Origin of the sequence: Acinetobacter sp. SH20PTE14, assembly GCF_021391555.1 — a bacterium.
Lineage (GTDB): Bacteria > Pseudomonadota > Gammaproteobacteria > Pseudomonadales > Moraxellaceae > Acinetobacter > Acinetobacter amyesii.
Window position 1 is genome coordinate 1,583,560 of record NZ_CP090067.1, and the last position, 12,897, is coordinate 1,596,456.

16 protein-coding genes are annotated in these 12,897 nt (G+C 39.6%); 10 read left to right on the top strand and 6 right to left on the bottom strand.

The genetic code is table 11. The annotated features are described in order from the left end of the window. Positions 1 to 56 precede the first annotated feature (56 nt). The 6 genes from mtlD (at position 57) to LXF01_RS07965 (ending at position 6,027) form a co-directional block, all read left to right on the top strand. Positions 57 to 2,228: a bifunctional mannitol-1-phosphate dehydrogenase/phosphatase gene (gene mtlD / locus LXF01_RS07940; RefSeq protein WP_233945347.1), complete on the top strand. Its 2,172-nt coding sequence runs from the start codon at positions 57 to 59 to the stop codon at positions 2,226 to 2,228. A 190-nt stretch (positions 2,229 to 2,418) separates the two neighbouring features. Then, positions 2,419 to 3,093 carry a 2'-5' RNA ligase family protein gene (locus tag LXF01_RS07945; protein WP_233945348.1) on the top strand — a complete coding sequence of 225 codons (675 nt, stop codon included), beginning with the start codon at positions 2,419 to 2,421 and terminating at the stop codon, positions 3,091 to 3,093. Further along, positions 3,090 to 3,611 carry a bifunctional adenosylcobinamide kinase/adenosylcobinamide-phosphate guanylyltransferase gene (gene cobU, locus LXF01_RS07950; protein WP_180173341.1) on the top strand — a complete coding sequence of 174 codons (522 nt, stop codon included), beginning with the start codon at positions 3,090 to 3,092 and terminating at the stop codon, positions 3,609 to 3,611. Before LXF01_RS07945 ends, cobU begins: the two co-directional genes overlap by 4 nt. Beyond that, on the top strand, positions 3,608 to 4,660 hold the full coding sequence (gene cobT, locus LXF01_RS07955; protein ID WP_233945349.1) for a nicotinate-nucleotide--dimethylbenzimidazole phosphoribosyltransferase: 1,053 nt from the start codon (positions 3,608 to 3,610) through the stop codon (positions 4,658 to 4,660). Before cobU ends, cobT begins: the two co-directional genes overlap by 4 nt. Next, on the top strand, positions 4,661 to 5,284 hold the full coding sequence (locus LXF01_RS07960; RefSeq protein WP_233945350.1) for a histidine phosphatase family protein: 624 nt from the start codon (positions 4,661 to 4,663) through the stop codon (positions 5,282 to 5,284). Continuing rightward, on the top strand, positions 5,281 to 6,027 hold the full coding sequence (locus tag LXF01_RS07965) for an adenosylcobinamide-GDP ribazoletransferase (RefSeq protein WP_233945351.1): 747 nt from the start codon (positions 5,281 to 5,283) through the stop codon (positions 6,025 to 6,027). The genes LXF01_RS07960 and LXF01_RS07965 overlap by 4 nt, the downstream gene beginning before the upstream one ends. Positions 6,028 to 6,091: 64 nt before the next feature. On the opposite strand, the gene LXF01_RS07970 is transcribed toward LXF01_RS07965, so the two are convergent. After that, on the bottom strand, positions 6,092 to 6,802 hold the full coding sequence (locus tag LXF01_RS07970) for an LrgB family protein (protein ID WP_180078902.1): 711 nt from the start codon (positions 6,800 to 6,802) through the stop codon (positions 6,092 to 6,094). Then, positions 6,799 to 7,251: a CidA/LrgA family protein gene (locus LXF01_RS07975; protein ID WP_180120265.1), complete on the bottom strand. Its 453-nt coding sequence runs from the start codon at positions 7,249 to 7,251 to the stop codon at positions 6,799 to 6,801. Before LXF01_RS07975 ends, LXF01_RS07970 begins: the two co-directional genes overlap by 4 nt. A 97-nt stretch (positions 7,252 to 7,348) precedes the next feature. On the opposite strand from LXF01_RS07975, the gene LXF01_RS07980 reads away from it, so the two are divergent. Beyond that, the gene (locus LXF01_RS07980; protein ID WP_078193835.1) at positions 7,349 to 8,248 is read left to right on the top strand and encodes a LysR family transcriptional regulator; all 900 of its coding nucleotides are present in this window, start codon (positions 7,349 to 7,351) and stop codon (positions 8,246 to 8,248) included. A 149-nt stretch (positions 8,249 to 8,397) separates the two neighbouring features. Then, positions 8,398 to 8,877, top strand: a complete 480-nt coding sequence (locus LXF01_RS07985) for a winged helix-turn-helix transcriptional regulator (protein WP_078191046.1) — start codon at positions 8,398 to 8,400, stop codon at positions 8,875 to 8,877. A gap of 82 nt (positions 8,878 to 8,959) precedes the next feature. On the opposite strand, the gene LXF01_RS07990 is transcribed toward LXF01_RS07985, so the two are convergent. The 4 genes from LXF01_RS07990 to tusD are packed head-to-tail and all read right to left on the bottom strand — an operon-like array spanning position 8,960 to position 10,385. Continuing rightward, positions 8,960 to 9,271: a TusE/DsrC/DsvC family sulfur relay protein gene (locus tag LXF01_RS07990; RefSeq protein ID WP_078190987.1), complete on the bottom strand. Its 312-nt coding sequence runs from the start codon at positions 9,269 to 9,271 to the stop codon at positions 8,960 to 8,962. A 48-nt stretch (positions 9,272 to 9,319) separates the two neighbouring features. After that, complete coding sequence (locus LXF01_RS07995) at positions 9,320 to 9,613, bottom strand: DsrH/TusB family sulfur relay protein (RefSeq protein ID WP_233945352.1); 294 nt, start codon at positions 9,611 to 9,613, stop codon at positions 9,320 to 9,322. Positions 9,614 to 9,620: 7 nt separating this feature from the next. Next, positions 9,621 to 9,971 (bottom strand): hypothetical protein, encoded by a 351-nt coding sequence (locus tag LXF01_RS08000; protein ID WP_078193833.1) that lies wholly within the window; start codon positions 9,969 to 9,971, stop codon positions 9,621 to 9,623. A 45-nt stretch (positions 9,972 to 10,016) separates the two neighbouring features. After that, a complete protein-coding gene (tusD, locus tag LXF01_RS08005) occupies positions 10,017 to 10,385 on the bottom strand; it encodes a sulfurtransferase complex subunit TusD (RefSeq protein WP_180127681.1) in 369 nt (122 codons plus the stop codon). Between the two features lie 312 nt (positions 10,386 to 10,697). On the opposite strand from tusD, the gene LXF01_RS08010 reads away from it, so the two are divergent. After that, positions 10,698 to 11,294, top strand: coding sequence for a phosphatase PAP2 family protein (locus tag LXF01_RS08010; RefSeq protein ID WP_180120261.1), 597 nt, complete (start codon positions 10,698 to 10,700; stop codon positions 11,292 to 11,294). A gap of 516 nt (positions 11,295 to 11,810) precedes the next feature. After that, positions 11,811 to 12,818, top strand: a complete 1,008-nt coding sequence (locus LXF01_RS08015) for an SDR family NAD(P)-dependent oxidoreductase (RefSeq protein WP_180011423.1) — start codon at positions 11,811 to 11,813, stop codon at positions 12,816 to 12,818. The last annotated feature ends 79 nt before the right edge of the window (positions 12,819 to 12,897 follow it).

Here is a 12,897-nt window from a genome sequence, read left to right on the forward strand (position 1 = left end):
ACTGAATCAATAGTTTTCTCCGTTATTCTTTTCACATAAAAAATAACGGAGGTTAAATGCTTAAATTTAATAATGATTTGGTTCTGGGCGCCATTTTTGATATGGATGGAACAATGTTTGATACTGAACGTTTACGGTTTCAAACATTGAAACAGGCATCTCTTGAATTGACCGGTGTTGAGTTTTCCGAATCATATCTGATGAATTGTTTGGGGCTAAGTGCACAAAGCGCGCATCGATTGGCCCAAGCCGAATATGATGAAAACATTCCATACGCAGATATTCGCAAACGCGCAGATGAATTAGAGCTGGAGCATGTTCGTCAGTTTGGTGTACCGATCAAAAAAGGCTTGGTTCAAGTATTAGAACGCTTACGCAAGTCAGGACTGAGGATGGCCGTGGCAACATCGAGTCGCCGTGTAATCGCAGAAGAATATCTCATCAATGCCAATGTGTATAAGTTCTTTGATGTCTTAGTCTGTGGCGATGAAGTTGAAAATGGTAAGCCACATCCTGAAATATTTATGCGTGCTGCCGCAAAGCTGAATTTAAATCCTGCTGATTGTTTGATGTTTGAAGACTCGGAAAATGGTGTGACTTCGGCCTTTGACGCTGGCGGTATTACCGTACTGTTTAAAGATATTAAATCGCCCAATCAAAACATGCTGTCCAAAGCCAAATATTATTATGAATGTATGTATGACTGTTTGACGGAACTTGACCCGTTCACTGCGCATTTAGAGATGCCGCATGTGCAAGAGGCTTTTCCACAAACCCTTAATCAGCTCACTGTTGGTATTCATGGTTTTGGGGCGATTGGTGGTGGTTATTTAGCACAAATTTTGTCGCATTGGGATGGTTATACTCGCCCGAAAAAAATCTATGCTTCGACACGTAACCCTTTATATCGCTCTGCGGTCAATGCATTTGGTACCTATTGTATTCGCTATGGTCAATTGTCTTATGACGAACGCATTGAAAACATGGCAGTCATTGATGCTGAAAATATTCAGCAGATGCAAGAGATGTACACAGAGTCGAGTTTGGTTGCCATCTGTTTGCCTGAAAAAGCGATTGCAGAAGAAGCCAAAACTATTGCGCAAGGCTTGTATGCACGACATATTGCACATGATGAAAAAGCCATAGAACCCCTAACGATGCTCATTATTTTGAATAAAGTTGGGGCAAAACAATTATTAATGACACATTTAAAACAGGCTTTAACTGAGCTTGCAGGGGCGGTCGTTGCAGAGAAAATCATACAACAACACTATTTTTGCGATACCGTGGTCAACCGCATGGTATCTAAGTTAAGTGACCAAAACTTATATCGTCAGCTCCGTATAAAATATAATATCTTCAAACAGTTTCAATTAGATGAAGTTGAAGTGGATGCTCAATTAGACTTAGAAGATGCGACGAAATTAAATCCTGATCAAGAACGTCAAGCCACTTTATATGTTGAGGATATGCGCCGAAATTTCCACCCAAGTCATATATTGCAAAGCATGGATTTAATTTTATTTAACGCAGAATCTGACATGCCGATCTATGTAGAAAATAACAGTCCTTTGTTAGAAAAAATGCGTCAAATGATTTTGGTCGATCATATTGAAGATATTCAGCTAATCAAAAATCGCTTATGGAATGGCGTACATGCCATGTTGGCTTGGCAATCTGCACTGTTCAATCATCAAACCATAGGTGTGGCACTTGCAGATCATCGTGTTGATCAATTTATGCATGAACTCATTGACGAGGTGAAGGCTGGTTTAGCACTGCGCTTACCAAATCGTGCTTTTGATTTAACACGACTGGCAGAAAGCTTTATAAACTCTTGTGAACATGCGTATAAAGATCCGTGTGCGCGTGTGGCACGAGATCCTTTACGTAAACTTGCAATTAATGAACGAGTGTTGGGCTCGTTGGCGACCAATGTGAAATATGGACTGGAGACAACGCACCTACAGCAAGGTATTGTCTATGGTTTGATGTATGCCGTGAGTGTTAATCAATGTTCGATGGATCAGGCTATCAACTTTATCCAGTTGCAATTTTCAGAACTGAAAAAGACAAACGAGCTTGAACAACTGGAACGTATTGAACAGATTGAGGCCAATGTAATGATACAGTTGCAGCATTTTTCTGATCAGTCCACAGAGCAGTTTACATCTTGGAAAAACCATGCTGTAACGCAAGATCAGAAAGATACTGCGAAATTTGCCTAAAATATAATGCATATCTGTGCGCAATGTATATTGAATCAAAATGCTGAGTATGACTCGGCATTTTTTTCTTACAAAGAAGCTTTAGATGAATGAATTTCAGTTCTAACTGAATATTACTAAATCAAAATTGGGCAAAGTCTGTTTTGATTCATGCTTTAATAAAGCAGATTGAATTTAAAGTGATTTATCTGTGTTTCTAAAACCTTCAACGCAAGTCGTACCTACGCTCAATCAGGATTATCCCGATTGGCATCAAGGTCGTCATCACTATGCTTTGTGGTATATAGAAATACAGGATCCTGAATTATTGGCATATCTTACAGCACTTCGAGCGCAGTTTTCAGATCTTTTATACACGCCGAATACGCGCCAATTTCATATTACCGTGTTTATTTGTGGTTTTTTTCAAGAGCTGAATAAAACCCAATTATTCGATCATTCTGAACAACGATGGAATGATAATTTCTCAGCAGATGAATTGGCACTGCACCAACAACAACTTCGACAGTTATCGCTATCTAATATTCGGTTATGTACAGGTCAGATCAATAGCTTTCAAAGCGCGCTGTTTATTGAAATTGTGGATGTAGAGCGGAAGTTAGACCATCTACGTCAAGCTTTGAATTTAAGTTCGAATGAAATTGCACCAATCGAATATTGTCCGCATATCACATTGGGCTTGTATAAACAGGCATGGAATAGCGATGATATTTTTGAAAGAATCCAACAAATTGAACAGCACAGCTTTGATTTTGAAAGCGAGCAGCTGACTTTTGGTCATTATCAGGCTCAAGTATTACAAGGGGTGTTGAGTCCTTATTATCAACATCAGTTTAGACAAAATATAGAGATGGCACAGTCATGATTCATTTCATTTTGGGTGGGGCACGTTCAGGTAAGAGCCGACTTGCAGAACAAAAAGCCAAAGAAAGTGCTCAAGCCGTCATCTATGTGGCTACAGCACAAGCCTATGATGAGGAAATGCAGGAGCGAATTCAGCATCATCAAGCCGACCGTCCTGAGCATTGGGGCCTGATTGAAGAACCTTTGTATTTAGCCGACCGCTTATTTGAAATAGACCAAGCGCATCAAACCATTCTTATCGATTGTTTAACGCTGTGGATGAGTAATTTATTGCTGCATGAACAAGCAGACTTTCAACAGCATCAATGCCAAAAATTACTTAAGGTGCTGCCAACATTAAAGTCAGACATTATTTTAGTCAGTAACGAAACTGGACTGGGCGTTGTTCCCATGGGGCAAATCAGTCGAAAATTCGTCGATGAATCTGGGCGCTTACATCAACAAATTGGTCAAATTGCTGACCATGTGGTGTTTTGTGTTGCAGGTTTTCCAATGATCTTAAAAGGAGATAAAGCATGAACTGGTGGCAAGAACCCTGTCAAAATCCGAGTATCGAAGCTAAGCAACAGGCGGTAAATCACCAGTTACAGCTAACTAAACCTACGGGCTCGCTTTCAGAACTTGAAAATGTAGCGGTGCAACTTGCATCATTACAAAACACTGATCAGCCTAATATCGATTTCCCATGGATCACCATCTTTGCAGGTGATCATGGCGTGATGGAAGAAAATATTTCGGCCTACCCACAAGCTGTCACACGCCAAATGCTACAAAACTTCACGACCGGTGGTGCATGTATTAGTGTCATTGCGCGTGAGTATCAAGCCAAACTACAAGTGATTGACTGTGGTTCGGTAGGCGAAGCTTATGAATATGCAGGGGTAGAGCGCCACTGTATTGCAGCGGGTACAGCAAATTTTGCTAAAACTGTTGCGATGAGCGAATCACAATGTATTGAAGCGATGAATCTTGGCCGTAAAAGTGTTGAAGATGCTATCGCTGCAGGTGCGTCAATTTATGTCGCAGGGGAAATGGGCATTGGCAATACCTGTTCTGCTTCTGCTGTTGCATGTTTTTTATTTAATGAGCCGGCCGAAAAATTGACAGGTGTTGGTACAGGTATTCGTGCTGAACAATTGGCACATAAGAAACAAGTGATTGATCAGGCCTTGGCTTTACATCACGACTATGTCGGACAAGATGTCTTTAAAGCCCTATGTGCCGTAGGTGGTTTGGAAATTGCCGCGATGGTTGGAGCGTACATTCGCTGTGCGCAATTGGGTCTGGCAATGGTGGTGGATGGATTTATTAGTACGGTTTCTGCCTTGGTCGCTGTTCGTTTAAATCCTGCTGTACGTGAATGGATGCTTTTTGGTCATCAATCGGCTGAATATGGGCACCAACGTTTACTTCAAGCCCTTGAAGCTGATCCACTCTTAAAGTTGAATTTACGTTTAGGTGAAGGCAGCGGTGCCGGTGCGGCCTTGGGTTTAATTCGTTTGGCATGTCGTTTACATAACAACATGGCGACTTTTGCACAAGCTGCTGTGATTGGTGAAAAAGTTTAAATGGAACATTTCCGTTTAGATATATTGCGTCATGGTGAGACTGAACTAAGCCATACCTTACGTGGCTCTACAGATGATGCTTTGACGCAAAAAGGTTGGCAGCAGATGCAGCAGACCATAGATGATGTATTGAACGTCATACATACACACGATTTAGCGAGTTGGGATGTCATCATCACTTCTGACTTACAGCGCTGCCGTTTATTTGCTTTAGATTTGTCTCAACAACTTAAACGTCCAATGTTTGAAAATGCGAAGTTTCAAGAAATGCATTTTGGCGACTGGGAAGCAATATCAACCAAGTATATCTATGAAAACACCCCAGAGTTACTCGCACAGTTTTGGCAAAGTCCCAGCACATTTACGCCGCCGAATGCAGAAAGTCTTCAGCAATTTCAACAACGGATATTAAGCGGTCTAGATGAGCTAGTCTTGCAGGCTCAACAGCATCATTGGCACCGCGTTTTATTGGTTTCCCATGGTGGCGTGATTAAATTATTAAAATGTATGGCACAGCAAAGTCATTTAGATGATTTATTAAAAATGACTGCCGAATTGGGACAATTAAATTCATTCATTGTTCAAAATCGCGCAAATATCCGTCTTTTGGAGCAAAGTGAATGACACCTTTTTGGATTGCTCTACAGTTTCTCACGACTTTCCCTATTCAACTTAAAGTGATGCCATCGAAACAGCAAAATGGACAGTCTTTACTGTTTTATCCTGCGGTGGGATTGCTGATCGGTGGCATTCTTGCCTTGCTTGCTTTTATATTTCACAGCCTGCCGATCGTCTTACTCACTAGTATTTTGCTTGTAGTCTGGATTTGGCTCACAGGTGGATTACATCTAGATGGTTTAGCCGATACGGCAGATGCATGGGTCGGTGGCTTTGGTGATGCCGAGCGTACACTTAACATCATGAAAGACCCTGCATGTGGGCCGATCGGTGTTTTGAGCCTCGTCGTGATTTGCTTACTCAAATGGTCGGCACTTTATGTTTTGCTACAACAGCAAATGTATTTGGCATTAATTGTATTTCCAGTCTTGGGACGTTTAGCCCCTTTATTTTTGTTTTTAACAACTCAGTATGTTCGCGAAAAAGGCTTAGGCTCATCGATAGCAGAAACTATTCCACGAAAGTCGGCATACCTAGTCTTTATACTCTGCCTAAGTGCATGTTTGTCTTTTAGCTGGACTGGAGTGGTCAGTATTCTTACATTTATTTGTACTTTATTGTATTTACGATGGAAATTTATTCAGCGTATAGGTGGTGTGACAGGAGATACAATTGGTGCCGCGATTGAAATCACAGAAGTGTCGAGTCTTTTAGCGTTTGTCATAGCAATACATTATTTAGCTGTATAGTTTTACAGATGAAACAGTTTAAATCATCATTTAAAAAGCCCAGAGACTGCACTGGGCTTTTTATTTATCCCAACAGATAAATGACTAAATGAATAAGCGATGGCCCAAGCAATACCATAAATACTCCAGCAAGTACCATGCTCAAGCATGCTGCTACACCTTCTTCTTTATGACGTGATAATGCTTTGCTTGTACCAAATCCATGTGCGGCATTGCCAAGAGCCGCACCTTGCGCAAAGCGTGAATGCAATTTAAGCCCAGCCAAAACTAGGTCAGCCATAGCCACGCCAGCAATCCCAGTAATCATGGTAAATAGAATCACCAATTCGACTGAACCCCCAATATTTGAGGTAAGTTCCATGGCAAAGGGCGTAGAAATGGAACGTGCCATTAAGCTATAAGACGTTTCTTGGTCAAATTGAAACAACTGTGCCAAATAAAAAGCACTAATAATCCCAGCTAACATGCCAATCACGATGCCTAAACTAATGCTCAGCGCATGCTGACGGATAATTTGCCGATATTCATAGATGGGAATAGCAAAGGCCACAGTGGCAGGGCCGAGCATCCATACAATCCATTGGCTTTCTTGCATATAGGTGTCATATGAAATATGAAAGCAAAGCATGAGTATAATCAGCACAAATGGGACGAATAGTGCAGGGGAAAGAACCATATACGGTAACTTACGATGTAGCTTTTTCGCCAAAATATAACCGACAAGGGTCAGGACGAAAAACAATACAGAGATGCTGTTCAACCCAAAATCGTTCATAAGGTTTTTCCTGCTGTGTTGACATCATGATCTGTCGCAGTTTGGTGTTTAGCTTTAAGTTTTGCCTCGAGTTTAAAGCCCCAATAAACCGTAAATGCTGTAAACACCATGACACAGACAGTACCCAGTACCACGGCTAAAATTAACTGCCAGCCAGAGCTGAGTAATAAATCTTGATATTTAATTAATCCAACTACACAGGGGATAAAGAATAAAACCAGTTCAGCCAAAATAAAATCTGAGCCTTGTTTGACCCATTGCATTTTAAATAAACCACTCAATAATGCGGCTAATAGCAGTAATAAACCAATTACGCCAGCAGAGATCGGCAAGTTAAACCATGATTGAATGCAAGAGCCGATCCACCAGATCAATATCAATAAACTTATCTGCGCTAAAGTTTTAAGAAACTGGGTAAATTTGGAAGTAGATTGTGGAAACGTATCCATGAGACAACAGCAGAATAGGAGATGACGCTATTTTAAAAGTGCATAACCTGTATAATTATGAATAATTAATTATTAATTATGCTTGAATGGAATAATAATGGACATTAAAAGCCTAAAAGTCTTTGTGACCATCGTACAAAAACAGAGTTTTAGTCATGCAGCAGAAGCGCTTTTTGTCACTCAGCCGACCATTAGTAAATTAATTCGTCAGTTAGAAGATGAGATCGGCGTGCCTTTATTTCATAAAGGTGAAGCAGGGCGTAAAAGGGAAGCGCAGCTCACCTATATGGGAGAGCAGATTTATCAGCATGCTTTAGTGATATTGAATGAACAACAACGGATGCTTGATACAGTCACCCAAGTTCGTGCCTTAAAACAAGGTAAATTGACTCTAGGTTTACCGCCATTGGCATCGGTGATGTTTAGTCAGTTAATCGCGCTGTTTCATAAAAAATACCCGAATATTGAATTGAGCTTTTTTGAGGTAGGGGCAACAGGTATTGAAAATGCCATTTTAAAAAAACAGGTCGATGTGGGAATTATTTTGGGTCACTTGAAACCGGTGTTAAGTGGTATTCCAGTGATGGAGTCACCTTTGTGTCTATTGTCCAAAAAAAACTCACAGTGGCGTAAGCGAAAAACTGTTTCGTTGATTGAATTAAAAGAAGAATCTTTTTTATTGTATGACGATACCTTCACACTCAATGACATCATTATACAGGCGGCAAATTACGTCGGATTTGAGCCCAATGTGGTGTGTAAAAGTAGCCAGTGGGACTTTATCGCCAAAATGGTAGATTCAAATGTCGGGATTGCACTCCTGCCTAAAATTTATTGTGAACAACTTGATGCGGCAAAATACCATATGGCTGAATTAGAAAATCCAAACCTAGACTGGAAACTCAGTATGGCCTGGAATACCACTGTTGCCATGAGTCCCGCAACGCGTGCATGGCTAGAAATAATTGAGGACAATAAAGACAAAATACATTTTTAGTTCATATGCAGATCAAGCCGATGAAATAAATGATTGGAAATGAAGATGGATTTATGATTTGTACAACAAAGATTATTGAAAAGGATTTTGCAAAATCAACAGGCATGAATTAAATTGGGTGTTGGTCGTTATTTTTGATGGTTCATAAAATGAAATGGGATGATATAGGTCAACAACCGTGTTCAATCGCTCGTGCACTTTCAGTGCTAGGGGATCGTTGGACGATGTTGATTATCCGTAATGCATTTATGGGCATTCGACGTTTTGATGACTTTCAACAAAATCTCGGTGTGACGCGTCATGTGTTATCTGACCGATTAAAGCGTTTGGTTGAAGAAGGTATTTTAACCAAAGTTGCTTATGTCGAGCGTCAGGAACGTTTTGAATATCGATTGACTCAAAAAGGCTTAGACTTGTATCCAATCCTTTTAGCTATGACCCATTGGGCCGATCAATATATGGATCAGGGCTTGGGATCTCCAGTTGAATATGTACATCAGGCATGTGGGCAAAAATTTAAACCGGTTTTAGTGTGCTCATGTTGTGCCGAACCGATCCAAGCCAAACAGGTCAAACCGATATTTACCCAAGCCTATTACATCGCTCTAAATCAATTAAAACCTGCCTAAGCTGTTTTATGGCTTTCTTCAAGATGCTGATTTGCATCCATCTTGCTAAAATAGCCTAAGCGGTATTTAGATTGCTTTAAAATTACAAACAATTTGCAGGCTTAGGGATTCCCGCTAAACGACTTAAATGCCGAGCGACCAAACCCGTGTTAAATTTGTCTTGTAACACCGCATTATTAATATCAGCGCTCACCGTTTTCATTAAAAATTTAATGAGTGGGCGAGTTGCCGGCGAGTGACCAAACTGTTGATAAAACTGTCGCACAGCTTGTAAAACTTCAAAATGCCAAGGGCTTAACTCAAGTTCTAAACTTTTAGCCAGTTCTTGGGCAACAGTTTCATTCCAAATAGTGTAATCCACCAAATGGCCATCTTGGTCTAATTCAAGATTCATATTCATTCCAAAAGAGAAGATTGTAAAAATAGGTCGCTTTTACTCAAATTATTTGAGTGAAATACATCGTTTAAATTTCAGGCATAGATCAGCAAAAGCGGCATAGTCGATCACTTTCATATGACTATAATTCATACTTTTACCTAAAATTTCAGCATCATTTTCAAGTACATAACATGTGCCAAATTGCTGAATTCGTTCATCTGCAATATGTAAGACTGCTTCACCCATCAAGATGATCGCATCTTCAGGGTTGATTAAACTGGCTAAATGCTGGATGTGCTGTAGGGTATTGGCATAGCTGGCTTGGACTAAATACAGCGTAGAATTTGACATCATCATTCCTCTTTTACCAATACAACACATGATCAAATTGTTGAATTAATTCAGTATTGAATTGAACAAACTCAAGCTCTTGCTCACTGTTGATCACAAATGGATGCTGTGAATTTTTTTGTTCAATATAAATCGGGGTGAGATCATAAAACTCAAAGCTATCAACCATGTTAGATGCGAGTTTAAATGCATGCTTGAGCTGACTAAACTCTTGTTCTGCTTGAAGTAAGCTCAGCGCAGCATCTTTGAGCAACACTTTAACGTCACAGCCGAAGGTTGCAAGCACCATGGTCGCAGAAAGACTTTCATGTACTTGTAAGCTTGCAAGATTTGCATGGGTTAAAACAACCAGTACAGATTTCACGTAATTTTCCTTTTCAATGCTACAAATGCGCGGCAATCAAAATACTTAGAATTGCAATAAACGGTCTGCAGTTTGTACGGCATCGGCAAGTTCACCTAAGCCCACAAGTTCAAAATGCTCAGCTAGATTATGTTGCTGAATATTGTGACGGTGTGCATTTTCCTGATCTGTGATCCCACGTGCGAGCGCTGCACTTACGCAAACAGGTAAACGAATGCCGAGTTTTTGCCATTCACTGCTGAGTTTGCGCTGATCATCTGGCACCCATTGCAGGGCATTTGCGACATTTACACCATCTTGATAGAAAAAAACCCGAAAGTTTTCGCCTTTCTGCTTCAACGCTTGTGCAAGACCTAAAGCATGCCAAGCCAATATCGAAGTAGGTGAGGAGGTAATTAGTAATAGAGTACTCATCGAAATTCACTAAATGAATAAACGGTCTAGATCGACAGTTTGTTCTGAGTTCAGAAGAAAAAGCTAGTATACAATGATTTACTCAATGATCTGAATATTTGCACAGTTTTGCTTATTTAGGCGGCGAAGTCATTGCCAATTTTTCTTCAAATATAGCTATAGGTATACCTTGGGTTTATTTTGGATTCAGCCTCAAGCCATCACTTTTCATAAATAAACTGTGCGGTTACATACTGAAAAATCTTTATATGAATAAAACGCAATTTTTGATTTTACAGAGTGCTATGATCTTTTCATTTTTTAAACCAACTCATGAATATAGAGAAATTTAATTTAAGTTTATTTAATTCAATCAATGCTTCGGACAATGCTTTGGATTTCACCATTTCTTTCGCCATATTTATAGCCAATGATCTATTTTATATCGTGATTCTTTTGATGTTTTTGGCTTGGTTTAAAGGCAATTTTGACACCAAAAAACAAATCGTTAAAGCTACTGTGTTTACTATCGTCGCTTTTCTTATCAGCCAAGTGATTTCAAGTTTCTTTTACTATCCTAGACCCTTTGTCTTGGACGTTGGACGCACGATTATAGAACATTCACCGAATGGATCATTCCCGAGTGATCACATGCTGTTTTTTAGTACGATTGCATTTTCTTATATTTTTTCAAAGCAAAAAGCTGTCGGCTATGTATTTCTAGCTTTCGCTTTTCTTGTGGCGTGGTCGAGAGTCTATTTAGGTGTGCATTATCCAATGGATATGGCAGGCGCGTTGATCATTGCTGTTTTGCTTAATTTTGTCGGACTGTCTTTATGGCGAAAATATGGGTTTTATTTGGTGAGCATGATCTTAAAAGTTTATGAATTTTTATTTTCAGCCATGATCAAAAAAGGCTATATCCGCTAAATTAAGTTGCTTAGATATTTGCGATTTCAAAAGTTTGTTGCTGCTATAGTTACATTGCCAATATCTTGCCAGATGAATATTTATGATGATTCATCTGGCGTTCACATCCTGCTTCTCGACCTCAAAAATAGTCAGACTGCTCAATTCAATTTGCTCATTCGATAAGATCATCTCTAATATTTTGTTGCTGTCTAACATGCTTCGCAATGTAACTGTTATTAAATATCTTCTTCAAAAAGCCTTCAACTCAAATGCCACGAAAACTTGTGATGTCTTCTAAATGGATCGCTAGCTAGGTCATTTGTCGTAAATCAAATACAGTTAATATCCATAACTGCAACACAGTCAAAATTCTAAAGCAGTAAGATAAAACAAGAATGCTCTTGCAGATTGTTCGGCTCATGAAAAATGCTGAGGCGAAGTTTCAAAATTTAGATCTGTAGATAAGTTGGTGACGACACCAAGATGATGCCAAAGATTTGTAAAAGCTTGATAACTATAAGGAGTATCTAAACAATGATTTTAGTGACTGGTGGTTTAGGCTTTATAGGCTCACATATAGCCTTGAGTTTAATGGCTCAAGGTCAAGAAGTCATTATTGTGGATAATTTATCCAATGCAAATTTACAAACACTTGAACGACTAGAATTTATTTCAGGCATGTATGTGCCTTTTGTCAAACTCGATATTCGCAATACTCCCGCACTCAATAAAGTATTTGAACAATATACCGTCGATGCTGTCATTCATACGGCAGGCTTTAAGTCATTGGAAGAATCCGTCCTTAAACCACTTGAATATTATAATGATAATGTCAGTTGTATCATGAGTTTGCTGCGTGCTATGCAGCGAACAGGTGTACGAACACTGATCCATTTATCAAGTTTAGCGGTATATGGACAGTCGTCGGCAGAATTAACAGAAGACACAGAAATCAATTTTACCTATCCAAATCCCTATGTGAAATCTCAACAAATGGTGGAAGAAATTATACGGGATACGGCACGTACTGATAATGAGTGGAAAATTGCGATTTTGCGTTTAGGAAACGTCGCAGGTGCATTCGAACATGCAGTTTTAGGTGAGTTTGTTGCGCCATTGCCAAAAAATATTGTGCCGCTTGCGATGCAAGTCGGGGCTTTACAACGAGACTTTATTGAACTTCGCAAACAAGCTAAAACTGAAGATGGTACTGTGGAACGGAGTTTCTTGCATGTACTCGACTGCTGTAAGGCGGTGTGGCAATGTTTGCAATGGTTGTCACAGCAACAGTTTGCCTGTGAGGCCTTTAATATTTCAGGTGAGTTGGTTTCGATACAGCAACTGTTGGATACGCTTTCAGAAGTGACACAGGCGGAGATTAAGACGGTCGAATCTAGTTTTTACCCAAGCCATGAATATGACCAGCTTGGGGCAAGTACACAGAAAGCGAAAAGTACTTTTGATTGGCAGCCTGAACAAGATTTAAAGAAAATGCTAGAAGATGAATGGCGTTTCTATCAACAAACATTAAGAGGTAATTAACTCGTCTTGTATTAGAAAAAAATCATCATTGAGTATGATTTTCCTTATAAAATCACGATAAAGATTATCAAATAAACCA